At 64.2% G+C, this 24,395-nt stretch carries 23 protein-coding genes and 1 pseudogene; 15 read left to right on the forward strand and 9 right to left on the reverse strand.

Going from position 1 to position 24,395, the window contains the following annotated elements; all coding sequences use genetic code 11:
• Positions 1–50: 50 nt before the first annotated feature.
• The 3 genes from BX591_RS30480 to BX591_RS30490 form a co-directional block, all read right to left on the reverse strand.
• Positions 51–1,358 carry an MFS transporter gene (locus tag BX591_RS30480; RefSeq protein WP_244147158.1) on the reverse strand — a complete coding sequence of 436 codons (1,308 nt, stop codon included), beginning with the start codon at positions 1,356–1,358 and terminating at the stop codon, positions 51–53.
• 108 nt (positions 1,359–1,466) lie between these two features.
• Positions 1,467–2,501: a dihydrodipicolinate synthase family protein gene (locus BX591_RS30485; protein ID WP_111935036.1), complete on the reverse strand. Its 1,035-nt coding sequence runs from the start codon at positions 2,499–2,501 to the stop codon at positions 1,467–1,469.
• Positions 2,502–2,654: 153 nt separating this feature from the next.
• Positions 2,655–3,566: a LysR family transcriptional regulator gene (locus tag BX591_RS30490; RefSeq protein WP_111935037.1), complete on the reverse strand. Its 912-nt coding sequence runs from the start codon at positions 3,564–3,566 to the stop codon at positions 2,655–2,657.
• 127 nt (positions 3,567–3,693) lie between these two features.
• Between BX591_RS30490 and BX591_RS30495 the strand changes: the two genes are divergently transcribed.
• On the forward strand, positions 3,694–4,836 hold the full coding sequence (locus BX591_RS30495; RefSeq protein WP_111935038.1) for a mandelate racemase/muconate lactonizing enzyme family protein: 1,143 nt from the start codon (positions 3,694–3,696) through the stop codon (positions 4,834–4,836).
• Here BX591_RS30495 and BX591_RS30500 read toward each other — a convergent pair.
• Positions 4,743–5,033 (reverse strand): AraC family transcriptional regulator ligand-binding domain-containing protein, encoded by a 291-nt coding sequence (locus BX591_RS30500; RefSeq protein WP_146749834.1) that lies wholly within the window; start codon positions 5,031–5,033, stop codon positions 4,743–4,745. The genes BX591_RS30495 and BX591_RS30500 overlap by 94 nt on opposite strands.
• A gap of 178 nt (positions 5,034–5,211) precedes the next feature.
• On the opposite strand from BX591_RS30500, the gene BX591_RS30505 reads away from it, so the two are divergent.
• The 8 genes from BX591_RS30505 to BX591_RS30540 all read left to right on the forward strand — a co-directional run bounded on the left by BX591_RS30505 (position 5,212) and on the right by BX591_RS30540 (position 12,897).
• Positions 5,212–6,855 (forward strand): AMP-binding protein, encoded by a 1,644-nt coding sequence (locus BX591_RS30505; RefSeq protein WP_111935059.1) that lies wholly within the window; start codon positions 5,212–5,214, stop codon positions 6,853–6,855.
• Positions 6,856–7,040: 185 nt separating this feature from the next.
• Complete coding sequence (locus BX591_RS30510) at positions 7,041–7,916, forward strand: AraC family transcriptional regulator (protein WP_167444647.1); 876 nt, start codon at positions 7,041–7,043, stop codon at positions 7,914–7,916.
• A gap of 48 nt (positions 7,917–7,964) precedes the next feature.
• Positions 7,965–8,945: a PhzF family phenazine biosynthesis protein gene (locus BX591_RS30515; RefSeq protein ID WP_244147157.1), complete on the forward strand. Its 981-nt coding sequence runs from the start codon at positions 7,965–7,967 to the stop codon at positions 8,943–8,945.
• Positions 8,942–9,445 (forward strand): RidA family protein, encoded by a 504-nt coding sequence (locus tag BX591_RS30520; protein WP_111935042.1) that lies wholly within the window; start codon positions 8,942–8,944, stop codon positions 9,443–9,445. The genes BX591_RS30515 and BX591_RS30520 overlap by 4 nt, the downstream gene beginning before the upstream one ends.
• Before the next feature lie 80 nt (positions 9,446–9,525).
• Positions 9,526–10,278 (forward strand): transporter substrate-binding domain-containing protein, encoded by a 753-nt coding sequence (locus BX591_RS30525; RefSeq protein WP_244147156.1) that lies wholly within the window; start codon positions 9,526–9,528, stop codon positions 10,276–10,278.
• Entirely contained in the window at positions 10,275–10,931 is a 657-nt protein-coding gene (gene glnP / locus BX591_RS30530) for a glutamine ABC transporter permease GlnP (RefSeq protein WP_111935043.1), read from the forward strand. The genes BX591_RS30525 and glnP overlap by 4 nt, the downstream gene beginning before the upstream one ends.
• Positions 10,928–11,656 carry a glutamine ABC transporter ATP-binding protein GlnQ gene (glnQ, locus tag BX591_RS30535; protein ID WP_111935044.1) on the forward strand — a complete coding sequence of 243 codons (729 nt, stop codon included), beginning with the start codon at positions 10,928–10,930 and terminating at the stop codon, positions 11,654–11,656. The genes glnP and glnQ overlap by 4 nt, the downstream gene beginning before the upstream one ends.
• A gap of 56 nt (positions 11,657–11,712) precedes the next feature.
• Positions 11,713–12,897 (forward strand): serine hydrolase domain-containing protein, encoded by a 1,185-nt coding sequence (locus BX591_RS30540; RefSeq protein WP_111935045.1) that lies wholly within the window; start codon positions 11,713–11,715, stop codon positions 12,895–12,897.
• Positions 12,898–12,906: 9 nt separating this feature from the next.
• Here the strand turns inward: BX591_RS30540 and BX591_RS30545 are convergent, their stop codons facing one another.
• The 4 genes from BX591_RS30545 to BX591_RS30560 form a co-directional block, all read right to left on the reverse strand.
• Positions 12,907–14,148, reverse strand: a complete 1,242-nt coding sequence (locus BX591_RS30545; RefSeq protein ID WP_111935046.1) for a citrate synthase — start codon at positions 14,146–14,148, stop codon at positions 12,907–12,909.
• Positions 14,149–14,256: 108 nt separating this feature from the next.
• Entirely contained in the window at positions 14,257–14,649 is a 393-nt protein-coding gene (locus BX591_RS30550) for a VOC family protein (RefSeq protein WP_111935047.1), read from the reverse strand.
• Positions 14,650–14,675: 26 nt separating this feature from the next.
• Positions 14,676–15,992 carry an MFS transporter gene (locus BX591_RS30555; RefSeq protein WP_111935048.1) on the reverse strand — a complete coding sequence of 439 codons (1,317 nt, stop codon included), beginning with the start codon at positions 15,990–15,992 and terminating at the stop codon, positions 14,676–14,678.
• Between the two features lie 54 nt (positions 15,993–16,046).
• A complete protein-coding gene (locus BX591_RS30560) occupies positions 16,047–16,805 on the reverse strand; it encodes an SDR family oxidoreductase (protein WP_111935049.1) in 759 nt (252 codons plus the stop codon).
• Between the two features lie 288 nt (positions 16,806–17,093).
• On the opposite strand from BX591_RS30560, the gene BX591_RS30565 reads away from it, so the two are divergent.
• Positions 17,094–18,056, forward strand: coding sequence for a 2-hydroxyacid dehydrogenase (locus BX591_RS30565; RefSeq protein WP_111935050.1), 963 nt, complete (start codon positions 17,094–17,096; stop codon positions 18,054–18,056).
• Positions 18,057–18,165: 109 nt separating this feature from the next.
• On the opposite strand, the gene BX591_RS30570 is transcribed toward BX591_RS30565, so the two are convergent.
• Positions 18,166–18,555: a hypothetical protein gene (locus BX591_RS30570; RefSeq protein WP_111935051.1), complete on the reverse strand. Its 390-nt coding sequence runs from the start codon at positions 18,553–18,555 to the stop codon at positions 18,166–18,168.
• 438 nt (positions 18,556–18,993) lie between these two features.
• Here BX591_RS30570 and oxlT point away from each other — a divergent pair, with 438 nt between their 5' ends.
• From oxlT to BX591_RS30595, 5 genes and pseudogenes are all read left to right on the forward strand, one after another.
• On the forward strand, positions 18,994–20,325 hold the full coding sequence (oxlT, locus tag BX591_RS30575; RefSeq protein WP_111935052.1) for an oxalate/formate MFS antiporter: 1,332 nt from the start codon (positions 18,994–18,996) through the stop codon (positions 20,323–20,325).
• Positions 20,326–20,390: 65 nt separating this feature from the next.
• Complete coding sequence (gene oxc / locus BX591_RS30580) at positions 20,391–22,133, forward strand: oxalyl-CoA decarboxylase (protein WP_111935053.1); 1,743 nt, start codon at positions 20,391–20,393, stop codon at positions 22,131–22,133.
• A gap of 24 nt (positions 22,134–22,157) precedes the next feature.
• Positions 22,158–23,408 (forward strand): formyl-CoA transferase, encoded by a 1,251-nt coding sequence (gene frc, locus BX591_RS30585; protein ID WP_111935054.1) that lies wholly within the window; start codon positions 22,158–22,160, stop codon positions 23,406–23,408.
• Positions 23,409–23,529: 121 nt separating this feature from the next.
• Entirely contained in the window at positions 23,530–23,994 is a 465-nt protein-coding gene (locus tag BX591_RS30590; protein WP_111935055.1) for a PAS domain-containing protein, read from the forward strand.
• 97 nt (positions 23,995–24,091) lie between these two features.
• Positions 24,092–24,395, forward strand: a pseudogene (locus BX591_RS30595) (replication endonuclease); the annotation flags it as partial.

The raw sequence follows: 24,395 nt of genomic DNA on the forward strand, positions 1-24,395 counted from the left end.
CGAGCAAAACATAGAAAAATTAAACGATGCTTAAGGGGTGTCGGCCGGCCTCAACGATTCACCAGCCTCGCCGGAATAAACACCAGAATCAGCACCGCCGAGAGCGTCAAGGTGCACGCCGTCAGCACCAATCCCGACGCCAGCGTATGCGTGTACCCCTTGAGCCAGCCGATCACGGTCGGACTGATAAAGCCTGCCAGATTGCCGGTGCAATTGATCAATGCAATGCCGGCCGCCGCGCCGCTGCCGCCGAGAAAGGCGGTGGGCAGCGCCCAGAACATCGGCAGTGCGGTGACCACGCCGGAAACGGCCAGCGTGAGGCCGAGCATCGACAGGACGGAACTGTCCGCGCTGGCGGCGCACAGGCTGAAACCGGACGCGGCCACGAGCGCCGGGACGACGATATGCCAGCGGCGTTCGCGCGTGCGGTCGGCATGGCGGCCTACCGTCAGCATCGAAATCAACGCGACCGAATACGGAATCATGGTCAGCAAGCCGATCATCAGCGGATCGTCGATCCCCGTGCCGCGAATAATGGTCGGCTGCCAGAAACCGATCGCGTACGAGCCCATCACGATGCCGAACAGCACGAGGCACAGCAGCCAGACCCGCGCAGAACCGAACACCGCGCGCACCGAACCATGCGTGCGCACCACGGCGTCGGCATCGATTTCGTCCTGAATCACGCGCTTTTCCGCGCTGGTGAGCCAGTTGGCGTCGGCCACCCGATCGTCCAGACAGCGATAGATCACCACACCCAGCACGATGGAAGGCAACGCCTCGACGATGAACAGCCACTGCCATCCTTCGAGTCCCCATGCGCCGTTGAATGCATGCATCAGATAGCCGGACAGCGGACCGCCGAGCAAACCGGAGACGGGAATGCCGGCCATCAGCAGTGCGGTCATCTTGCCGCGCCGGTGCGACGGAAACCAGTACGTGAGATACAGGATCATGCCGGGGAAAAAACCGGCTTCGGCCACACCCAGCAGAAAGCGCACGATGTAAAACATCAACGGCGTATGGACCCACGCGGTAAGCATGGAAAGCAGCGCCCACGTCACCATGATGCGGGCGATCCAGCGTCGCGCGCCGAAGCGATGCAGCAGCAGATTGCTCGGCACCTCGAACAGGAAATAGCCGATAAAGAAGCAACCGGCGCCGAGACCGTACGCCGCTTCGCTGAAATGCAGACTGCCGAGCATCTGCAGTTTCGCGAAACCGACGTTGACGCGGTCCAGATAAGCGACCACGTAGCCGACGAACAGCAACGGCATGAAGCGCCACGCGACCCGGCGGAACAGCGAGTCGGCGGACGTCGCGTCGAGCGCGGCGGGGTAGGACGTGTGACTGAGCAAGGCTTGTCTCCTGGCCCGCCGTACTGGTTATTTTGAGTGCGGTGGCGGGCGAACGATGTGAGAGTGTACGGACCTGCGGGCCGCGCTTCCAGCGGCGGCCCTCGAGGGTCAGGCGGCGCTGGTCTCCCGACGGGGCCGGTGATGAATCTCGTGGCCGTTCTGCGGCTGAAAACCGGCTGCAAGTCGTGCCGCGCCATCCATGGCGAAGCCGTCGCGCGTGAGCGCTTCGCGCAATTCGCGCTGCTGCGCGTCGTCGAGTTCGACCAGCGGCGCGCGCATGGCGGTCCATTGCGCGTCGCCCGATTGCCAGGCGACAGCGGCCTTCATCGCGGCGATGATCGGATAGCGCTGGAAAATCGCGCGCGTGTCGTTCAGGCGCTGCTGCCGGTCTTCGGCATCGGCGTCTCGCCAGTGCCGCGCGAGCGCGACGATCGCCGCCGCATTGACGTTGCCGGTCGCCGTGATGCATCCGGCGCCGCCGTGCTGCAGCGTAGACAGCAGGGTCGTTTCGGTGCCGGCGAATACGTCGAATCGTTCGCTCTGGAAGGCTTCGATCAGCGTGGCGGTGTGTTGCCAGTCGCCGCCGCTGTCCTTGATGCCCGCCACGACGCCCGGATAGCGCGCAAGCAACCGTTCGATGAACCCAAAGCTGAGACCGACCTGCGAAACCGGTGGGATGTGATACAGGTAAAGACGCAGACGGCTGTCGGCAACCGCGTCGATCACTTCGGCAAAGCCGCGAAACAGTCCTTCGTCGCTCACGCCTTTGTAGAAAAACGGCGGCAGCATCAGCACACCGGCGCAACCGCTGGCCACCGCGTGGCGGGTCATGCCGATCGCGTCGGGCAGCGCGCAGGCGCCCGTGCCCGGCATCATCCGCTCAGGCGGCAGGCCGGCTTCGAGCAGCGCATCGAGCAGCGCGCGCTTTTCGTCGACGGTGAGCGAATTCGCTTCCGAATTGGTGCCGAACACGGCGAGCCCGACGTCCTGATCCAGCAGCCAGCGGCAATGATTGACGAAGCGGACCGGCGAGGGCGTGCCGTCCGCGTTGAACGGCGTGAGGACCGGCGACAGGACGCGGCCTATGCCGGGTGCGCCAGATGCGCTGGGTGCGCCACGTAAGCGGGACGAGGGCGTGCTCATGGGTTTGTCTCCTTCGGTGTTCAGAGTGGCCGCGTCCTTGAATGCCCGGTGCAGCGTGGTATTGACGCACCGGTGCATGGCATTCAGGCGCCGACGCAGTATTGCGTGAGCATGAACAGCGAAGAAGCGTGAGCCGCTTGCTTCAAACCTTAATTATTTTTGTGTCCCAGCTCGATCCGGTTTCGTGGCGTGCACGGCGTCGATTTCCTGCGCGGTCTTCAGAAACGCGTGCACCAGCCGCATACGCGCCGACGATCGCCCCCACAACAGGCCCACCACGCGCTTTGGAAACGCATGCGGCAGCGGCCATCTGGCGAGCGCGAGGCCGGAAAAACGCGTCATCAGCCAGTCCGGCACCAGCGACACGCCCAGCCCCCGGTCCACCATCACCGCGATCGCATCGAGCCCGTCGAGTTCGCAGCGCTGATGCGGCTGGATGCCGTGCTGCCGCAAGTAACCGTCCGCGAGCTGACCGCCGACCACATTGCGGTCGTAGCGCACGAACGGTACGCGCCGCAGCACCTCGTGCGGATCGCCGACCTGCATCGACGCGGGCGTCAGCAGCACCAGCGGCTCTTCGCGGAAGGTGTGCCAGTCGCAGCTTTTCGGCAGGTCGAAAAGCGGCTGCACCAGCATGGCCGCGTCGAGATCGCCGCTCACTACCTTGCGGTACAGATCGACCGAATTGCCGGGTTCCAGATAGATATCGATCTGCGGATGCCGCGCGAGCAGGGCCGCCAGCACGTCGGGAATCACGCTCGTCATCATGGTCGGCGTGCCGCCCAGCCGCAGTTGCCCCGCCAGCACGGACTCGTCGTTCAGATCGGCGGACAGGTCGCGAATGTCGTGCAGCACCGCGCGGGCGCGCGCCAGAATGCGCTCGCCGGCCTCGGTCGTGCCGACCGTGCGGCCGGAGCGGCGCACCAGTTTCGCGCCGAGTTCCTGTTCCAGCATCTTCACGCGCTGCGCCACCGCCGCCGGCGTCAGATCGAGACGGCGCGCGGCTTCGGCGATCGAGCCGAGTTCGACCACGTAGACAAAGCTCTGCAGATAGCGCGAGTCCATCGAATAGAATTTTTATCTTTTGAAGAAGCCAAAGCATACTGTTTTTGATGCCACCCGGCTATCACACTTCGCTCTCACCGAACGCGCATCGGACGCGAACGGTTCGTAAACATGGAGGAGTGTGGAAATGCCAAAGATTGAATCGGTGTCGGTTTGTGCGGCGGGTGTGCCGCTCGATCGTGTGACTTCGTTTGCCACGCGCACGGTGACGACACGTCATTACGGCCTGGTTAAAGTGCGTTCGACCGATGGAGTCGAAGGAATCGGTTTCTGTTACGTGGGCAGCGCGGGTGGCGAGTTGCTGCGCGTGGCCGTCGAGCAGTTGCTCGCGCCGGTGTTGATTGGCCAGGATTCGTACGCGGTGGAAGGCCTGTGGCAGGCGATGTACCAGGAAGCCTTGCTACACGGCCGCGCCGGTACGGTGATGCGCGCGCTGAGTATTCTCGACACGGCGCTGTGGGACCTCAACGCGCGCAGTCACGGCGTGCCGCTGCACAAGTATCTCGGCGCGGTGGAACTCGACACGGTGCCGGCGTATGCGAGCGGCGGCTATTACCTCGACGGGAAATCGGCCGGCATGCTCGGCGAGGAAATGGCGAGCTATGTCGAGATGGGGTTCAAGGCGGTAAAAATGAAGGGCGGCCGTCTTTCACCGCGCGACGAGGAAGCGCGCGTGCGCGCCGCGCGCGAAGCGATCGGCCCCGACGTCGAACTGATGATCGACATCAACAACGGCTGGACCGACACGACCCAGGCGCTGCAGCATTTGCGGCGCATCGAGCAATACGATCCGTACTTCGTCGAAGAGCCGTTCTCGCCGGACGATATCGACAATCACGCGCGCCTCGCCAAACTCACGCGCGTACCGGTCGCGACCGGCGAGATCGGCTATGGCCGCTGGTATCACAAGGAACTGCTCGACAAGGGCGGCGCGGCGATCCTGCAAACGGACGCGGTGGTGTGCGGCGGCATCAGCGAATGGCGGCGCATTGCGGCGACCGCCGCGAGCTACGGCGTGGTGATGTGCCCGCACTGGTTTCACGACGTGCATGCGCCGTTGGTTGCGGCCACACCGAATGCGCGCTATGTCGAGTACTTCTGGGACGATCAGGTGCTGAACTTCCGGCGACTGATCGATCGGCAACTCGGCCACAAAAATGGGCGCATCGTGCTGCATCAGACGCCCGGGCTCGGCTTCGATTTCGACGAGCGGGAAGTCGCGAAAGTGGGGAAGTGGACGGTGATCTGCAGGTCGATCAGGAAGCGATAAATATGATCGTCCACCTCGGGTAGCAGGACCTGCTCGCGCTGCGGGAAGACCCACGACGCCACGCCTTCCTGCTCGACCCAGCACAGGTCGAGCACGCCATTGACCAGCTCGAAGTATTTGACTGCCGTGTCGAACATGCCGGCCATCGTGCCGGCGCAGAGCAGCGCGTAGCCGTACATGCCGTACATAGGGTTCACCCTGATTTCCGGCGTGGGCGCGGGCCGTCGTCGTCCTGGTGGGACCCGGCGCGTGGCGCGCCGGCGTTTCGTTTGTCCATTTCAATCACGATTCTGGCCAGGTAGAGCATTGGCACATTGCGCACGGCGCGCCATAGTCGCATCATCTGACGCTCTGCCTTTGCGCGAAAAAACCGACATGAACAAGAGACACTGGCTCCAGTCGTATGGCTCGATTCCCACTGAGATCGACGCCGACCGTTACCCGTCCGTGAACGCGTTGCTGGACGGCGCCATGCGCCAGTTCGCCGCGAAGCCCGCGTTCCACGCGTTTGGCCAGACACTGAGTTACGCGGACGTCGACCGTGCCGCGCACGCGTTCGCCACTTATCTTCAGCAAGTGGCGGGCGTCAGGAAGGGCGACCGGGTGGCGGTGATGCTGCCCAATCTGCTCGCGTTTCCGATCGCCTTCATTGCGATTGCGAGGATCGGCGGCGTACAGGTCAACGTCAATCCGCTCTACACCGCGCGCGAGCTCGAGCATCAACTCAACGACGCGGGAGCCGAAGTCGTCGTGGTGTACAACGGCGCCACGCCCACGTTGGCCCAAACGATCGGCAGGACGCGTATCAAAACGGTGATCACGGTCAGCCCGGGCGACTGGGGCAACAGGGACGGCGCCGCGATGCCAGGCCCCGCCGTCGATGCTTCGTTGAGCGACGCCATCACGTTCTCCGCCGCGATCGCCGAGGGCAAGACGCGGCAGCTGGAACCGGTGGAGGTGGGCGGCCACGACCTGCTGTTCCTGCAATACACGGGCGGCACGACCGGTCCCTCGAAGGGCGCCGCGTTGTCGCACCGCAATCTGGTCGCCAACATCGAGCAGTTCAAGGCCTTCATGCCCGATGTGCAGCGCCCCGGCGAAGAGGTGGTCGTTACCGCGATTCCGCTGTATCACATCTTTGCGCTGATGGTGAATTTCCTCACCTTCTTCTCGGTCGGCGCGGCTAACTGGCTGGTGGCCAATCCCCGCGATGGCGATGCCTTCATCGACGTGCTGAAGGCGGCGCGGCCGACCGTTTTTGCCGGCGTCAACACGCTGTACGCGAGCCTCGTCGCCCATCCGCGGCTGAAGGAGGTGGACTGGTCGCGCCTGCGGCTCGGTGCAGGTGGCGGCACCGCCGTGATCGACGTCGTCTCGGCGCGCTGGGCAAGCATCACCGGTAGCTTTATCCGCGAAGGCTACGGCTTGTCGGAGACGTCGCCGATTCTCACGTTCAATCCGCAGTCCATCGCCGCGTTCAATGCCACCGTCGGGTTTCCCGTGCCGTCGACCGATGTGCTGCTGCTGGACGAGCAGGACCGGGCGGTCGGCGTGGGTGAGGCCGGCGAGATCTGCGTCAAGGGGCCGCAAGTCATGGGCGGCTACTGGAATCAACCGGAGGCGAATGCGAAGGCGTTTACCGACGACGGCTATTTCCGTACCGGAGATGTGGGTGTGTTCGACGCGGCGGGCTTCCTGAGAATCGTGGACCGCAAGAAGGACATGGTCATCGTGTCGGGCTTCAACGTCTATCCGAACGAAGTGGAAGCGGTCGCTACCGCGTTTCCCGGCGTCGCCGAATGCGCCTGCGTCGGCGTGCCGGACGAACGCACCGGCGAGGCGCTCAAGCTCTTCGTCGTGAGAGCGCCCGAGGCGGACGTCACGGAGCAGGCGCTAATCGCCCACTGCCGCGCCGGCATGGCCGCTTATAAGGTGCCGAAGATCGTCCGCTTTGTCGATGCGTTGCCGAAATCGCCGGTGGGCAAGATTCTGCGGCGGGAGCTTCGCCGCGTGGAATGAGCGGCGGCAGGCGACGGCAGGCGACAGGGCGAGGCCCGATACCCGGCGGTAATTTGAGTTGCTATCCTGCTGAGGAACCCGTTCCTACCCGGCCAGAGCGTTGTCGAGCGCCGTGCGAGTCAAACGTCGTCGTCCCGGGCGCCGAACGGTGTGACACCGATTCCGTATCGCCCAGGAGTACCGCCATGCTGCGCTCGTTCGATCAACTCTGTCAGCCGGTCGACAAGGACCTGCTGGTCGCTGCCGACGACGGCCATGCAACCCTCACCGGCGGCGGCACCTACGCCATGCCGTGGCACTGGCACGACTGCCTGATGTTCATCCTGCCGAGCCACGGCGCCGTGGAGCTTCGCCATGAAGACCGCCGTGCGGGCACCTGGCTCTCGCAGGATCGCTTCGCGGTGGTGCCGCCGGGCCGCGCCCATCAAACCCGCGCAGGCTGCGGCACGCACACGCACGTCGCCGTCTACGTGACCGGCGACGCGCTACACAAGCTCGACGCCGGGGTCGGCTCGCTGGGCGAATTCCGCCGCCGCACGCGCAATCCGATCCTCGTGCGCCGGACCGCCGCGATCCGCACGCTGCAGGAACTGTCATTGCGCAACGACCGGGCTGCCTATGGCAGCGCGGCGACCCGCCAGGCGCTGTCGTCGGCGTTGTTGATGCAATGCATCGGCGAGGTGATCGCCGGCAAAACGGAACCGGGGACTTCGCCGCGCGAGCACGGTATGGCGCTGGTGGCCGATCTCGAAGCCTTTCTGACCCGTCACGCCGACCAGGACATTCCGCTCGACACGCTCGAAGAACGCTTCGGCATTTCGCGTCGCCACATGACGCGCCTGTTCCGCGAAAACACCGGCCACTCGATCGGCGAATTCCAGCAACGGGTCCGTTACGAAAACGCTCGCCGGCTGCTGGCCGAAACGGACTTGCCGGTCGGCGAGGTGGCGTTCCGCGTCGGTTTCGAAAGCGGCGCGGCGCTCGCGCGCGCGATGCGCCGCCTCGGCGGCCACTCGCCCTCCGAGGTGCGCGCGGGCATGGCCCGTTCGGTCAAATCTTAGGGCCCGCCCGAACGCGCGGCGCGGCGCCGATCCCCGTAATCTGGCCGGATGGAAACACATCCCCCGGTCAGCGGGGTTCACGCCGCCATGTCCTTACGTCATCCCGTCGAACTCGTTAGCGTGTTCGCCGCCGGTCCCGGCGGCGGCAACCCGGCGCCCATCGTGGTCGACGCCGCCGGCATGTCCGACCGCGACATGCAGCAGGTCGCGCAGCGCTACGGCCACGAAAGCGGCTTCGTGCTGCCGGCGCCGGCCGGCTCCGATTGCGACTACGAGTTCCGCTTCTGGGTCCCCAACCACGAAATGCCGATGTGCGGGCATGCCACGGTCGGCGCGGTCTGGTTGCTCCATCGAAACGGCCGCTTGCAACGCGACCGGCTGACGGTCCAGACGCGCAGCGGCCGGGTCGGCGTGCGCATCACCGGCGCGACGCCGGAAGGCGCCGCAGTCGAAATCTCCCAACCCGTAGGCCGGATCGAAGCCTTGCCGCAGGCACAACTAAGCCGCGACGAGATCCTCGACACGCTCGGCATCGGCGAGGCGCAACTGGCGCCGCTGCCGATCCAGAACGCCTGCACCAGCCGGGTCAAAACGCTGATTCCGCTCGCCAGTCCCGCCTGTCTCGACGCGCTGGCACCGCGCTTTGACCGGATCGAAGCCCTGTGCGAGCGGATCGGTTCCACCGGTCTCTATCCCTATGCGACCTTCGACGCCGGCCGGCAAATCTTCGACGCCCGGCAGTTCCCGCGCGCCTCTGGTTATCCGGAAGACGCGGCCACGGGTATCGCGGCGTCCGCGCTGTCGTTCGGTTTGCTCGCCAACGGCATGGTGGAGGCGTCCACGCGGACCATCACGATTCGCCAGGGACGCGCGATGAAACGACCGTCGCAAATCTCGGTGCGCTTCAGCTTCAACGCCGACGCCGGGTCCGGCTCCGGCAGTCCTGACGGCTGCTGGCTAGGCGGCGCGGTTTGCCGTGAGGCGACGAGCGGCGAGCACAGTGGCGAGCACAGCGGCGCCCCGTCATGACGATTGACATTCCAGCCCGGCTCGCGCAACTAGGCATGACGTTGCCGAGCGCGCCGACCCCGCGTGGCGCGTATCAAAGCGTCGTGATTCACCGCGACATCGCCTACGTCAGCGGTCATGTGAGCCGTACCGCCGGCGGCATCATCGCCGGGCCCGTGGATCGCGGAACGCCGTCCAGCGTGTTACGGCACGCGGCACAAACCTGCGTGCTGCGCGCGCTGAGTGCGCTCGTGGCCGCGCTGCCGGTGTCGAGTTCGGTCGAACGCGTTCTGTTCCTGCGCGGCTTTATCAATGCCGCGCCCAGTTTCGTGAACCACGGCGCGGTCATGGACGAAGCCTCGGCCGTGCTGCACGAGGTGTTCGGCGATAACGGCCGGCATGCGAGATCGGCGCTGGGTGTCTCCAGTCTGCCGGGCTGCGGCCTGCTCGAAATCGAACTCACCGTGGCGCTGACGCACGAGCGGCACCCGCATCCCGCTGAAACGCGACGGCAGCCGTAGCGACGCCGACGCATGACCCAACACCCGGCCGCACTGCAAACGGCGCACCGGGCACGATTACCTACCGTGGAGAAATCACCATGAATCGTCGTCAACTGCTGCAACTCGGTCTGGCTGCCGGGCCCGCCATTCTGTTGTCCCGCTCGGTCCTTGCCGCCGACGCCGAACTGGTAGTCGGTTCCAACGTGGGTGCGCCGCCCTTCGCGTTCAAACAGGGCGACATCTATTCGGGCTTCGACGTCGAAGTCTGGGGCGAGGTCGCCAAAGGCCTGAACCGCAAGTGGCGTCTGCAACCGATGGAGTTCGGCGCACTGATCCCGGCGCTGCAGACGCACAACCTCGACGTGATCGTCTCGCAGCTCTTCATCAAGCCGGAGCGCCAGCAGGTGATCGACTTCTCCACGCCGTACTACAAGAGCGGCCTGATCGCGCTGACCCGCATTGACGACACCAGCATCCACACGCCCGCCGATCTGGCCGGCAAACGCATCGGCACCGAAACGGGCACGGTTGCGGTGGCCTACGTGAAGGACCACGTCAAGGACGCCACGCTCGAACAACTGCCCAGCATCAACAACGCGCTGCTCGCGCTGGAAGCGGGCCGTACCGACGCGGTCGTCTACGACAAGCCGCAACTGCTGTACTACGCCAATACCGCCGGCAAGGGCAAGGTCCGGGTGGTGCAGCCGCCGCTCGAAGGACTCGACGTCGGCATGGGTTTCCAGAAAGGCAGCCCGCTGGTCGCCGCCGCGAACCTTCAGCTCGCCGCCATGCGCGCCGACGGTCGGCTCCAGGCGCTCAACCGCAAATGGTTCGGCGAGGCGGCGTCATGAGTTTCGACTGGGCGGCAGTGATTGCCGCGCTGCCTGATCTGCTGCAGGGTCTGCGGCTCACGCTGCTGATCGCACTTGCCGGACTCGGCGGCGGCGTCGTGCTCGGTGTGCTCGCGGGCGTGGCGCTGACCTATGGCGGCCGGTTCGCCGTCATCCCGGCGCAGGTCTACGTCGCCTTGATACGCGGCACGCCGATCGTGGTGCAGGTGATGTTCGTCTATTTCGCGTTGCCGATCATGATGGATATCCGTATCAGCGCGACCAGCGCCGCGATCATCACGTTGATCGTCAACTCGGGCGCATACAACGCGGAAATCATCCGCGGCGCGCTCGACGGCGTGCCGCTCGGACTACGCGAGGCCGGACTCGCGATGGGTCTGCCGTTTTACAAGGTGCTGGCGCACGTCATCAGCCCGATCGCGTTTCGACGCGCGCTGCCGGCGATGGGCAACCAGTTCGTCAATCTGGTCAAGGACACCTCGATCTTTCTCGTGATCGGCGTGGGTGAGTTGACCCGCCGCGGCCAGGAGATCATGGCCGAGAACTTCCGGGCGGTGGAAATCTGGAGCGCCGTCGCGCTCATTTATCTGCTCGTGATCAGCCTGCTTGCGCTGGGTCTGCGAGTACTCGAACGGAGGGTGCGTTTGCCATGAGCATGATCGAATTCAGGCAGGTCTCGAAGCGCTTCGGCCAGCACGTCGTACTGCACCCGCTCGATCTCGCCGTCGAACGCGGCGAGGTCGCCGTGATCGTCGGCCCGTCCGGCTCGGGCAAATCGACACTGCTACGTTGCATCAACGGACTCGAAACCATCAGCGCGGGCGATCTGCGTGTGGACGACATCAGCGTGCTGGGTTCCGCGCGCGACGTCAGACGCATCCGGCTCGAAGCCGGCATGGTGTTCCAGCAGTTCAACCTGTTTCCGAACCTGACGGCGCTGCAGAACGTCATGTTCGGACCGATGCGCGCGCGTGGCCGGTCGAAGGCGGAAGCACGCGAGATTGCCGGGGCGCTGTTGCAGAAGGTCGGGCTGGGCGAACGGATGCAGCACTATCCGTCGCAGCTTTCCGGCGGCCAGCAGCAACGCGTCGCGATCGCGCGAGCGCTGGCGGTTCAGCCCAAGCTGATGCTGTTCGACGAACCGACCTCGGCACTCGACCCCGAATTGCGCCAAGAGGTTCTCAAGGTCATGCAGACGCTCGCCAACGAGGGCATGACGATGGTCGTCGTCACGCACGAGATGGGCTTCGCGCAGCGTGTGGGTTCGCGCCTGCTGTTCATGGAAGCCGGTCGCGTGGTGCACGACGGCGAGCCCGCCGAGATGTTGTCGGCGCCGCCGGGGGAGCGCTTTCGCGAGTTCCTGCAGCACGTTCATTGACGCATGGCGCTTTAACGCGTTTTCACCATCGGCCGCCTCAGGAGGCTGCAGTCAAGATGATCTCTTCAAGCTTCGAAACCGACTACGGTTTTCGCCGCGACAGCGTGCGGCATGGCAACTGGCGCGACGCGCCCTGGAACGTCTGGGCGTTTCGCCACGTCCACGAACTGATTCCGACGGCGCGCATCGCGGCCACGCCCGGTCTCGCGGAAGAACCCAAGGTCGACGCCGATGCGCTGAGCGCCCACGAATTGATGCACGACGGCGAACGCCGCACGGTCGCCTCGATTCTGCGGCAGACCTCGACCGATGCGCTCACGGTAATGCGAGCCGGCAAGGTCGTCGCCGACTATCACGCACCGCATTTCACGCTGCAAAGCCGCCACATTCTGTTTTCGGCCAGCAAGTCGGTGGCGGGACTGCTCGCGGGAATGCTGGTTGGCGATGGGCTGCTGGACCCCGAGGCGCTCATCGCGCATTACGTGCCGGAACTCGCCTGCTCGGCGTTCGGCGATGCCCGCGTCAGGCACGTGCTGGATATGCGCACGAGCCTCGATTTCGACGAAGACTACCTCAACGCGAACGGCCTCTACGCCCGCTATCGCCGCGCCGGTCTGCTGGACCCACGGCGGGATGGCGAACCGGTCGAGACGGTGATCGAGCTGCTCGCGTTGCTGCGTAAAGGGGCAGGGGAGCACGGCGGTCCGTTCCATTACTGCTCCCCTAACTCCGACGTGCTCGGTCTCCTGATCGAGCGCGCTTCAGGCCAGCGCTATGCGGACTTCGCGTCGACGCGTCTGTGGCAGCCGCTGGGTCTGCGTCACGACGCATGCGTGACGGTGGACATCGCGGGCACGGCGCGCTCGGGCGGCGGTCTGTGCATGACGGTGCGCGATCTGGCGAGGATCGGCGAGCTGGTGCGCCTGGGCGGTGTGGTCGACGGACGCCGGCTGATCGCAGCGGACTGGATCGACGACACACTGATGGGCGGCAGCGCCGAGGCGTGGCGCCAGGGCAGCTTTTCGGACTGGCTGCCGAACGGCAAGTATCGCAACAAGTGGTATCAGTCCGGCAACGCCAGCGGTGCCTGTTTTGCGATCGGCATTCATGGGCAATGGCTGTACGTCGATCCGTTGCGCGAGACGGTGATCGCCAAATTCTCTTCGCAGCCGGACCCGACGAATAACGAAACCAAGCGCCTGAATCTCGCGTTGTTCGAGTCGATTGCGGCGGCGCGCTGAATTGCCTGCTCAGCGCCCCACCGTTTTGAACACGCGATTCTTGTCGAGTGTGACCGAGTCCGGCTTGCCGGCGTCGGCCTCGGGCAGGCCGGTGTTCGCGTCCTCCAGCGCGCGCCCGGTATATCGTCCGCGTGGCCGGATGACCTTGCCCACCCGGAGCTGCTCGATGCAATGCGCGAGCAAGCCCACGCACCGCGCCGTGGCGAACAGCGCGAACGACGCATCGCGAGGCAGCGCCAGTTGCGCCGCGAGGCTCGCCAGCGCGACGTCGATATTCGGTTTCAGCCCGGTCAGCGCGACCACCCGGTCGATGAACGACATGATCTCCGCCGGTGGACTCAGCACGTCGAGCAGGGCGGCGGCGCGCGTATCGCCATCCGGATACAGATGATGTCCGAAGCCCGGAATCGGAATGGCCGAACGCAGGTGATGAGCCACCACGTTTTCCGCACCGAGTCGTTCGACGTCGTCGAACACGGCCCGCACGCGACCCGACGCGTCGCCATGCAGTGGGCCGGAGAGCGTGGCGAGCCCCGTGAGCAGACAGCCCGGCAACGATGCGCCAGTCGAGGCGGTAATGCGCGCGGCGAACGCCGAACTCGTCATCTCGTGATCGGCGACCAGCACCATCGCGCGGCGGATCAGTTCGGCGCCGGCGCGGTGCTGGCCCCAGCCGAGCGCGAGTTGTTCGTGCGTGCGTTGGCCGGGTGCGTCGCAGCGCGCGCCGAACGCGCGCGCGATCAGCGCCACGAGCCGGCCCGCTTCGACGTGCAACGCGCTGTCCGTGCGACCGAGCGTGGAGTGTCCGCAAGCCGCGAGCGCCGCCAGCGAGGTGAACGCGCATTGCTTGCCGCGCTCCTCGCCTTGCAGCGGCAAATCGCCGGCGTCGAAGGTAATCGGCGCGCGCGCATTCCACAGAATGGCCGCGACGTCTTCGAGCGTGGCCGTTTCCGACAGCCGGATGCTGTCGCGGCCCCGGTAATACGGGCGATCTTTCGAGAAGGTGGTAATGCCGCTATAAATACAGGGCTCCGCACCGAAGATCGTGCCGGCGGCGAGCGCCTCGCGCTTACGTCCCACCTGTTTCTTGCGGCACAGCGCGGCGACGTCCTCGGCACGGTAGAGGCTTTTGCGCGGATCGTGCGGGTCCGGCATCACGGCGATATTGCCGCGGCTGACGTACGCGTAGACGGTTTGCGCCTGCACGCCGAGTTGTCGGGCCGCTTCGGTGAGCGTGATCCAGTTTCGCATGGGATATCAGGCGCGGGGATGCGAGAGAAAAGGGCCGCAGGGGACGGTCGGTGCGGCTGGCGCCGGGTCTGCCGGCACAGCCGATCCGCTGTCGATTCTGGCCTTGTTTCAGGTAAAAGTCATCTCGGCGGCACGGCGCTCCAGAATCTCGATGAGGATGTCGCCGGGCGACCTCACGAAGCACGCCCGCACACCGGCGCGGACCTGCTTCACCGGTTCGACGATTTCCGCGTTGCAGCGCACCAGGTGGTCGAACGCGGCATCGAGGTCGTCCACCAGCACGCCGAAATGGTCGATGCCCTGCGCTTTCTCGCCCTGAAGCGGCCGCCCGCCTGGCGCGCCCGGCAGCGGCGTGATGAAAAGATTGATGCTGCCCAACCGCACATCCACGCGTCCCGGCCGGCGCACGATGTCGGCGTTCAGGCAGCGCGCGAACCAGGCGGCGGTCGCTTCGGCGTCCACCGAGCACAGTTGCAAATGGTCCCATTTGAATTCGATCATACGGTTTCTCCGGATAGTCGACAGCATCACAGTTCGATGCGAGAAAGTTTTCCCAGCAACACCGAGTACGAGAACGTGCCGAGCAGGCAGATCGCGCCCATCAGGTTGAGTGCCCAGTAGAAGTGGCCGGTGTGCTGGGTGATGTAGCCGATCATCAGCGGCGTGGTGACCGCCGCGATATTGGCCGCGAGGCTGGTGATGCTGCTGGTCAGGCCCACGTATTGCCGTGGCGCGATTTCGGAGACGGCGGCCCACGACATCGACCCGACGCCCTGTGCGAAGAACGCGATCGTCAGGATGGCGATCACCCCTTCGTTCGATTCCACGAAATTGACCAGCACGATCGACGCGCCGAGCAGCGTGCCGATGATGAGCGGCGCCTTGCGAGCGGTGGACAGCGAGACGCCGCGCCGGATAAAAAAGTCCGACAGCACGCCGGCGATCAGAATGCCGAGCGTCGCGCCGATAAACGGCAGGGCCTGAAAAATCCCCACCTTGATGATCGACATGTGCCGCGCTTCGATCAGATAGGTCATGAACCACGTGGTAAAGAAGACCAGCAAGGTGTTGTTGCAGAACTTGCCAATGCAGATCGCGATCACCTGCCGGTAGCTGAGCAGCTTGAGCGCGAGGCGCCAGTTGAATTTCTCGCGCGGCTTGCGCGTGGCCGCACCGCCTTCGTTGATGTAATTCAGCTCCGCGGCATTCACGCCCGCGTGATGCTGCGGATCGCGATAGATCCGATACCAGATAAAACTGAACAGAATGCCGAAGCCGCCCGTCACGAAAAATACCGTGCGCCAACCGTACGCCGCCGAGATCCACAGCAACAGGCCGGTGAAGAGCGGTGTGCCGATGTATTGCCCCATTACGTAGACGCTGGTCGCGAAGCCGCGCTCGCGGGCGGGAAACCATAACGTGACGGCGCGCGCGTTGGAAGGGAAGGCCGGCGCCTCGAGCGCGCCGATGGCAAGCCGCGAGCCGAGCAACATGTGATAACCGGTCGCGAGCCCCTGCGTGAGCGTGGCGAACGACCAGCCGACCAGCGACAGTGCATAGGCGAGGCGCGAACCGAGCACGTCGGTCAATATGCCGCCGGGCACCAGCGCAATGGAATAGGCGAGGCCGAACCCTGCGAACAGCTCGCCCATCTCCATGCGGTTGAGCGCCAGCCCTTTCGAAAGGCCCGGCGCGACGATGCCCAGCGCCGAGCGATCCACGTAATTGAGGATGGTCGCCACGAGCAGCATCGAAAGTACGACGTAGCGAACTCTGGAGCGTTTCGTGGTGCTCGCGTAAGCCGGATTGCCAGCCGGCAGGCTGTGTTCCTCTGCGACTTTCATCGGTGTCTCCAAACAGTGGCCAGTGGTTTTTTTTATATCTGGCTGAATGACGATTTATCCGCGGCCGACGAACGGCATAGCGCTCGCCATGATGGTCATGTTCAGAACATTGGCTTCGAGCGGGAGACTGGCCATGTGCACGACTGCGTTGGCTACATGCGTGACGTCCATTCTGGCTTCCGGCGCCATGCGTCCATCCGCTTGCAGCACGCCCTTGTTCATCCGTTCCGTGAGCGAGGTGGCGGCGTTGCCGATATCGATCTGGCCGCAGGCGATATTGAACGCGCGTCCGTCCAGGGCTATCGATCGGGTGATACCGGTCACCGCGTGTTTGGTCGCCGTATAAGCAATGGTATGCGGCCTCGGCGCGTGCGCGGAGATCGAGCCGTTGTTGATGATGCGCCCGCCTTGCGGCGACTGCGCTTTCATCAAACGATACGCGGCGCGTGCGCACAGAAACACGCCGGTCAGATTGGTCGCCACGACGTCGTTCCAGAAATCGGTGTCGTAGTCTTCAAGCGGAACGGCGCCGGCGTTGCGGCCCGCGTTGTTGAAGAGCACGTCCAGCCGCCCGAATGCCGTTGCGATTTGCGAAAAAGCCTGCTCGACCGAGGCGGCGTTGCTGACGTCGGCCTGAAATACCTGCGCTTCGCCACCGGCCACGCCGATGACCTCTTTCGTTTCCAGCAGCGGCTCGGCTCGGCGCCCGATCAGCGCGACGGTGAATCCGGCTGCGGCGAGCGCCACGGCGGCGGCGCGGCCGATGCCGGAACCGGCGCCCGTCACGGCGGCGAATTTCTTCGATGCAGGCATTTCATCTCCTCCAGAGCATTCCATTGAACATGGGAAACAGAGTTGCATTCGCGCTGGTCGCTCAGCAAGCTTGATTGATTGAATCAACATCAAAGGACTTGGCGGACGGGCGCGCCCCAGGGTTTTCCTGAGACGCTATATCGCGGAAATGGACGTGCAGGCCATCGGGCAGCGTGGGGCCCGTGCCGGCACGAAAGCGGGGCGCAGGAGTTGATTGATCGAATCAACATTGACGTCGCAGGCGCCGGTTTCGTAGGCTCTCGACGTCTATCCATCGAGGGAAAAATCATGTCGCAAACTAACCCCACCCGCCTGCTGATTGCGCGAAAGGTCCCCACCGCCGTGGCGCATCGCGCCGAGGCCGAATTCCACGCGTTCGTGACCGAGTCCGACATGGACTCGGCCTCGGTCGTCGACTTCTGCAACCGGCACGAGGTGCCGGCCATCCTGATCGGCAAGAAGTCGGGGTTGCAGGCTGCGCATATCGCCGCGCTGCCGTCGACGGTCAAGATCATTGCCAACGCGAGCGCGGGCTTCGATCACATGGATGTGGCCGCCGCGCGGGAACGGGGCATCGCGGTCACGAACGCACCCGATGCGTTGACCGAATGCACGGCCGATTTCACCTTGCTGCTGGTGCTGGCGGCCTGCCGCCGCGCGTCGGAATACGAACGGATCATGCGCAACGGCTGGGGTAAGTCGTTCGGGATGACCGACATGCTGGGCACGCGGGTGAACGGCAAGACGCTCGGCATTGTCGGGTTTGGACGGATCGGGCGCGCGGTGGCGAAGCGGGCGCAAAGTTTCGGCATGCGCGTGATCTACACCGATGTGCGCCGCGCGGAGGCGGCGGCGGAGCATGGCGCGACGTTCTACGCCAGCCTCGACGACATGTTGCCGCATTGCCAGGTGCTCACGCTGCACGTGCCGGGCGGCGGTGTTCCGTTGATGGCGAAAAAAGAGTTCGGCTTGCTGCGCAAGGGCGCGGTGTTCGTCAACGCGGCGCGGGGCGGCCTGGTCGACGAAGACGCGCTGTATGACGCGCTGACATCGGGACATCTGTTCGGCGCGGGTCTCGACGTGTACCAGCACGAACCCAACGTCGACAAACGCTTCGCGGGACTCGACAACGTGTTCCTGACACCCCACATGGCCAGCGCCACGATCGAGACGCGCGACCAGATGGGTTTCACGGCATTGGACAATGTCGCGGCGGTGCTCGACGGGCGCGCGGCATTGAATCCGGTCTGACGCGTGCCTGCCCGCCATCCGGTCGGGCGATCGGCAGGAGGCGAGCGGCCGCGTTATAACCGGCGCTCGCCTCTCGCGGTAAGGACACCCACAGCGTGCTACGCCGCGGCTAGATACCGGCCAGCGCCGGCAACTCCATCTCGAACGGCAGCCGCTCGCTCCGGCTGATCGCCGGGTGCCGAGGTATCGCACGATTCAACGGCGGTTCGCTCGTAAGCTGAATCGACAGCGGCGCCGGATAACGCAGGCGCTTTCTCTCAAGAATCGCCTCGCTCAAAAACACCGCGCTATAGGCCTTCAGCAAGTGCGCATGATGCGCTTCGATATAGGCCTCGATCTGCTCCCGCTCGCCCTCTATCGCGGCGAGCGTCGCGAGCGTGCGCGTGTCCCAACGAAAACGCAGGCCGAGTTCGTCGAACGCGGCGTTGTAGGCGCATAACTGCGCCTGGACTTCCGCCGCGACGGCGGCATCGGCTGGCTGGACTGGCGAGGTGTTCATGGTCATCTCCTCAGAGCGAGTGGCATGAACGCAGAGTAGAAGAGCGCATCGATAAACAACAGTTAGAGTTTTTTGGAAAAACCATAGCTTTTCACTTATGCGTTGGTTTACCCGGACGCGCGCTCCCATGCGCCCTCACACTTCCCGACAGTGAATCACGCTACCCGCGATCAATGCAGCCGGGCGGCCACCGGTCTATTAGACATGCCTAATACAAACCATAAAATGTTTTGATTTTTACTTATCGATCCGCGCGCGCAGCATCCACTCAGACACGCTACACACCCAACCCGCCCACGACCGGCTGGTTGCACGTACAACGCGTTCCCTCTGACCGACCATTGGCGCTTCATTGCACTCAGACCGGCAGCGAAGCGATTCGATCACGTAAGTCCAACGCGCCGTGCGAGCGCGACGGAATATGCAGGAGACGCAGACATGGAACATTCCGACCGACAGGAGCGCGGCCGCGCCGCTCTCTGGCATCACCGCTGGGCGCAACTCGCGATCGGCGTCGTATGCATGGGGCTCGTGGCGAATCTGCAATATGCCTGGACGCTGTTCGTCGTGCCGATGGACAACGCCCACCACTGGGGCCAGGCGGCGATCCAGACCGCGTTCACGATCTTTATCGTCACCGAAACCTGGCTCGTGCCCGTCGAAGGCTGGCTCGTCGATAAGTTCGGCCCGCGTCCCGTCGTGATCGGCGGCTCGCTGTGCGCGGCACTCGGCTGGATCATCGATGCGCAGGCGAGCAGTCTCGCCGCGCTGTACGTCGCGGCGGTGATTGCTGGTATCGGCGCGGGCTGCGTGTACGGCACCTGCGTCGGCACCGCGCTCAAATGGTTTCCGGACAAACGCGGCCTCGCCGCCGGGCTGACTGCGGCGGGCTTCGGTGCCGGCGCGGCCGTCACCGTGATTCCGATCGCCAACATGATCCAGCGCTCGGGCTACGAGCACACCTTCATGTTCTTCGGCATTTTTCAGGGCGTTTGCATTCTGCTGCTGGCCACGATGCTGGTGCGGCCCAGGCCGCCTGCCGGCGCGATCGCGGCTAAACGCGTGGTCGCCAGCAAGATCGACTACACGCCCGGCGAGATGATCCGCTCGCCGCTGTTCTGGGTGCTCTATCTGATGTTCGTGTTCGTGGCCGCCGGCGGCATTATCGCCACCGCGCAGCTCGGGCCGATTGCCAAGGAATACGGCTTCGCGAAATTACCGGTCAGCCTGATGGGCGTCACGCTGCCGCTGCTCACGATGACGCTGTCGATCGACAATCTGTGCAACGGCTTTACCCGTCCACTGTGCGGTTTTCTGTCGGACCGAATTGGCCGCGAAAACACGATGTTCATGATCTTTCTCGGCGAAGGCGTCGCGTTGCTCGGGCTGATGCAATTCGGTCACAACCCTTACGCCTTCATGTTCTTCGCCGCCGCCGTGTTCCTGTGCTGGGGCGAGATCTTTTCGATCTTCCCGGCCACCTGCGCGGACACGTTCGGCAGCAAATACGCCGCGGCGAACGCCGGGACGCTTTATACCGCGAAGGGCACCGCGTCGATGCTGGTGCCGGTCGCCTCGCTGCTCTCGGCGAACGGCGGCTGGAGCACGGTGTTCATCTCGGCGGCGGTGATCTCGATCGCCGCCGCCGTCTGCGCGAAGTTCGTGCTGGCGCCGATGAGAAAGCGCTGGATCGACAACTCCGGCGCGCCGGCCGGCGCGGCGCTTGCCGAAGCCCGACTGCAACCTTTTTCCAGCGGCTCGCGCAAATGAACGACTCCGCAAGCACGCTGCTCGCACCCCAACGCATAACGACCCCGCCACCCAGGAGAGAAGTCATGGCAGAAGCCGACCAGCCCGCAGCAAACGTTACGTCGACCCAGCAGGCGACCGAAACGACCGATGGATTCCATCTCGTGATCGATGCGCTGAAACTGAACGACATCGACACCATTTTTGGCCTGGTCGGTATTCCTATCACCGATCTGGCGCGGCTCGCGCAAGCGGAAGGCATGCGCTTCATCGGCTTTCGCCACGAGCAGCACGCCGGCAACGCGGCGGCCATTGCCGGCTTCATGACAAAGAAGCCGGGCATCTGCCTGACCGTGTCGGCGCCGGGTTTTCTGAACGGTCTGACGGCACTCGCCAACGCGACCACCAACTGCTTCCCGATGATTCTGATCAGCGGCTCCAGCGAGCGCGAGATCGTCGACTTGCAGCAGGGTGATTACGAGGAGATGGATCAGTTGAATGCGGCGAAACCGTATGCGAAAGCGGCGTTTCGCGTGTTGCATGCGGAGGATATCGGCATCGGCGTGGCGCGTGCGATTCGTGCCGCGGTGTCGGGCCGGCCGGGTGGCGTCTATCTGGATCTGCCGGCCAAACTGCTCGCGCAGACGCTCGACGTCGTCAAGGCGCAGCAGTCGCTGGTGAAAGTGGTCGACGCCGCGCCGCGTCAACTGCCGGCGACGGAATCGGTGGAACGCGCGCTCAACGTATTGAAGAGCGCCAAACGTCCGCTGATTCTGCTCGGCAAGGGCGCGGCTTACGCGCAGGCCGATGCGGAGATTCGCGCGTTCGTCGAGCAAAGCGGTGTGCCGTATCTGCCGATGTCGATGGCCAAGGGTCTGCTGCCCGATACGCACGAGCAATCGGCGTCCGCGGCGCGCTCGTTCGTGCTGGAGAACGCCGACGTGGTCGTGCTGATCGGCGCGCGCCTGAACTGGCTGCTGTCGCACGGGAAAGGCAAGACGTGGGGTGCGCAGCCGAAACAGTTCGTGCAGGTGGATATTTCGCCGACCGAGATCGACAGCAACGTGGCGATTGCCGCGCCGGTGATCGGCGATATCGGCTCGTGCGTGGCGGCGCTGCGCGCCGGCGTCGATACGGGGTTCATGAAGTCGAACACTGAATGGACTGCCGCGATCGCCGAACGCAAGAACAAAAATCTCGCGAAGATGGCCGCGACACTCGACAAGAATCCGTCGCCGATGAATTTTCACAGCGCACTGCGGGCGATTCGCGACGTGCTGAAGACGCGGCCGGACATCAACGTCGTGAACGAGGGCGCGAATACGCTCGACTACGCGCGCAGCATCATCGATATGTATCAACCGCGCAAACGCTTCGACTCGGGCACATGGGGAATCATGGGGATCGGCATGGGCTTCGCGATCGGTGCGGCGGTGACGAGCGGCAAGCCGGTGGTCGCGATAGAAGGCGATAGCGCGTTCGGTTTCAGCGGCATGGAACTCGAAACCATCTGCCGTTACGACTTGCCGGTGTGCACGATCGTCTTCAACAACAACGGCGTGTATCGCGGCACCGATGTGAATCCGACCGGCGGCAAGGACGTTGCGCCGACCGTGTTCGTGAAGGGCGCGCGTTATGACCGGATGATCGAGGCATTCGGCGGCATCGGCCACCACGCGACGACGCCGGAAGAGCTGACGAAAGCGCTGCTCGAAGCGATCGCGTCGGGCAAGCCGACCTTGATCAACGCCGTGATCGACGAAGCCGCCGGCACGGAAAGCGGCCGCCTCACCAATCTGAATCCGCAAAGCGCGGCAACGAAAAAGTAATCCGGCAAACCAGGAGATATCAACATGACCAAACCTCTCGACGGCATCAAGATCATCGATTTCACACACGTTCAGGCCGGCCCTGCGTGCACGCAGTTGCTCGCCTGGTTCGGCGCGGACGTGATTAAAGTCGAACGGCCGGGTTCCGGCGACGTGACGCGCAACCAGTTGCGCGACATACCGGACGCTGATGCGCTGTACTTCACGATGCTCAACAGCAACAAGAAGTCGCTCACGCTGGACACAAAAAAACCCGAAGGTAAGGAGGTACTCGAGAAGCTGATCCGCGAATCGGACGTGCTGGTCGAGAATTTCGGCCCCGGCGCGCTGGATCGCATGGGCTTCTCGTGGGAACGTCTGAACGAGTTGAATCCGAAGATGATCGTCGCTTCGGTGAAGGGCTTCAGCGACGGCCATCACTACGACGACCTGAAAGTTTACGAAAACGTCGCGCAGTGCGCGGGCGGGGCGGCATCCACCACCGGTTTCTGGGACGGTCCGCCGACCATCAGCGCCGCGGCGCTGGGCGACAGCAATACAGGCATGCATCTGGCGATCGGCATTCTGACCGCGCTGCTGGGACGCGATAAAACCGGCAAGGGCCAGAAAGTCGCCGTGTCGATGCAGGACAGCGTGCTGAACCTGTGCCGCGTGAAACTGCGTGACCAGCAGCGGCTGGAGCGGGTAGGGTATCTGGAGGAATATCCACAGTACCCCCACGGCGAATTCGGCGACGTGGTGCCGCGCGGCGGCAACGCGGGCGGCGGCGGTCAGCCTGGGTGGGTGCTCAAGTGCAAGGGCTGGGAAACCGACTCGAACGCCTACATCTATTTCACGATCCAGGGTCATGCATGGGAGCCGATCTGCAAGGCGCTCGGCAAACCGGAGTGGATCGACGATCCGGCCTACAGGACCGCGGAAGCGCGCCAGCCGCATATCTTCGAAATCTTCAAGACGATCGAAACGTGGCTTGCCGACAAGACCAAATTCGAAGCGGTGGATATTTTGCGCAAGTTCGATATTCCGTGCGCGCCGGTCCTGACGATGAAGGAGCTGGCCAACGATCCGTCGTTACGCGCCAGCGGCACGATTGTCGAGGTTCCGCACAAGAAGCGCGGCTCGTATCTGACGGTGGGCAGCCCGATCAAGTTTTCGGATATGAAACCGGAGGTGACGGCGTCTCCTTTGCTCGGAGAACATACGGACGAAGTGCTGGCGAGCCTTGGCTATAGCAAGCAGGAGATCTTCAATCTGCGCGAAGCCAAAGCGGTTTAGTACGCTGGGCGGTGGCGTGCAGGTCCGGCTGAATGGTCGGGCCTGCGACTGCGATGCTGTGTGCTGTGCTGTGCTGTGCTGTTCTGATTCAAGTCCCGGTTCCCAATTTAAAGGAAGCGCCGTGCAAAGTGTTATCGACTTCCAGCAACTGGCCAATGCAATCGGCGATGCGATCGTCATTTCCGATGCGTGCGGCAGCATCGAATTCTGGAACCCCGCGGCTGAACGGATGTTCGGGTTTACTCACAATGAAGCGCTCGGTCAGTCGCTCGATCTGATCATTCCGGAACGATTGCGCGGTCGCCATTGGGACGGTTATCACAAGACCATGGCGAGCGGTGAAACGCGCTACGGCAACGACGTGTTGCGCGTTCCCGCCGTGCATAAGGACGGGCGGGCGTTGTCGATCGCCTTTACGGTCGCGCTGCTGCATTCGCCGCAGAACGAACTCAGCGGGATCGTGGCGGTGATTCGCGACGAGACCGAGCGTTTTCAGGAGGATCGGCGGTTGCGCAAGCGGATTGCGGAATTGGAGGGGGTGGTGGGGGGGGAGGTAATGTTTGCGGGGACGAGGCTTGGGGGTTGATAGCCGCGCGAAGGTGTTCACGCCGAATGTGACAATTTTGGCAAACGCCGCACAGGCGCCGAGTTAAATTCGGCTCAACACGATCCAGCATGCGCCTTTGCGCACGCTGACCAATGACTTTGTGCTTCCGGCGCTTGGGCTCGGCGCCAAGCAAGCGCTTATCGTCGAGGCTCGTACCCGTGCCGCTTACGGTGTTGTGCTGCCGAATTTCGATGAGCCGGCGCAACAGATGCTTCGCGCGAAATGCGAACTGTGGTGGCGCCGCCAGCTACGGCGTCTGCATATCCGCTCGCTGGAGCATTCGAACAACGCCATGCACGAGCGCCGGGAAAAGAGCTGGCACGGGCAGACGCTCGGCGCGATCGTGCGCGCGATCGCAACGCGCCACTCGCTCAAGCCGG

Source organism: Paraburkholderia bryophila (genome assembly GCF_003269035.1).
Taxonomy (GTDB): domain Bacteria; phylum Pseudomonadota; class Gammaproteobacteria; order Burkholderiales; family Burkholderiaceae; genus Paraburkholderia; species Paraburkholderia bryophila.

What these genes read in the sequence shown, in the direction of transcription:
- glnQ (WP_111935044.1), top strand. Translation starts at nt 10,928, where the DNA reads ATGAGCATGATCGAATTCAGGCAGGTCTCGAAGCGCTTCGGCCAGCAC.
- BX591_RS30505 (WP_111935059.1), top strand. Translation starts at nt 5,212, where the DNA reads ATGAACAAGAGACACTGGCTCCAGTCGTATGGCTCGATTCCCACTGAG.
- BX591_RS30545 (WP_111935046.1), bottom strand. Translation starts at nt 14,148, where the DNA reads ATGCGAAACTGGATCACGCTCACCGAAGCGGCCCGACAACTCGGCGTG.
- BX591_RS30540 (WP_111935045.1), top strand. Translation starts at nt 11,713, where the DNA reads ATGATCTCTTCAAGCTTCGAAACCGACTACGGTTTTCGCCGCGACAGC.
- BX591_RS30515 (WP_244147157.1), top strand. Translation starts at nt 7,965, where the DNA reads ATGGAAACACATCCCCCGGTCAGCGGGGTTCACGCCGCCATGTCCTTA.
- BX591_RS30555 (WP_111935048.1), bottom strand. Translation starts at nt 15,992, where the DNA reads ATGAAAGTCGCAGAGGAACACAGCCTGCCGGCTGGCAATCCGGCTTAC.
- BX591_RS30525 (WP_244147156.1), top strand. Translation starts at nt 9,526, where the DNA reads ATGAATCGTCGTCAACTGCTGCAACTCGGTCTGGCTGCCGGGCCCGCC.
- glnP (WP_111935043.1), top strand. Translation starts at nt 10,275, where the DNA reads ATGAGTTTCGACTGGGCGGCAGTGATTGCCGCGCTGCCTGATCTGCTG.
- BX591_RS30485 (WP_111935036.1), bottom strand. Translation starts at nt 2,501, where the DNA reads ATGAGCACGCCCTCGTCCCGCTTACGTGGCGCACCCAGCGCATCTGGC.
- BX591_RS30570 (WP_111935051.1), bottom strand. Translation starts at nt 18,555, where the DNA reads ATGAACACCTCGCCAGTCCAGCCAGCCGATGCCGCCGTCGCGGCGGAA.
- oxlT (WP_111935052.1), top strand. Translation starts at nt 18,994, where the DNA reads ATGGAACATTCCGACCGACAGGAGCGCGGCCGCGCCGCTCTCTGGCAT.
- BX591_RS30565 (WP_111935050.1), top strand. Translation starts at nt 17,094, where the DNA reads ATGTCGCAAACTAACCCCACCCGCCTGCTGATTGCGCGAAAGGTCCCC.
- BX591_RS30490 (WP_111935037.1), bottom strand. Translation starts at nt 3,566, where the DNA reads ATGGACTCGCGCTATCTGCAGAGCTTTGTCTACGTGGTCGAACTCGGC.
- frc (WP_111935054.1), top strand. Translation starts at nt 22,158, where the DNA reads ATGACCAAACCTCTCGACGGCATCAAGATCATCGATTTCACACACGTT.
- oxc (WP_111935053.1), top strand. Translation starts at nt 20,391, where the DNA reads ATGGCAGAAGCCGACCAGCCCGCAGCAAACGTTACGTCGACCCAGCAG.
- BX591_RS30550 (WP_111935047.1), bottom strand. Translation starts at nt 14,649, where the DNA reads ATGATCGAATTCAAATGGGACCATTTGCAACTGTGCTCGGTGGACGCC.
- BX591_RS30560 (WP_111935049.1), bottom strand. Translation starts at nt 16,805, where the DNA reads ATGCCTGCATCGAAGAAATTCGCCGCCGTGACGGGCGCCGGTTCCGGC.
- BX591_RS30510 (WP_167444647.1), top strand. Translation starts at nt 7,041, where the DNA reads ATGCTGCGCTCGTTCGATCAACTCTGTCAGCCGGTCGACAAGGACCTG.
- BX591_RS30520 (WP_111935042.1), top strand. Translation starts at nt 8,942, where the DNA reads ATGACGATTGACATTCCAGCCCGGCTCGCGCAACTAGGCATGACGTTG.
- BX591_RS30495 (WP_111935038.1), top strand. Translation starts at nt 3,694, where the DNA reads ATGCCAAAGATTGAATCGGTGTCGGTTTGTGCGGCGGGTGTGCCGCTC.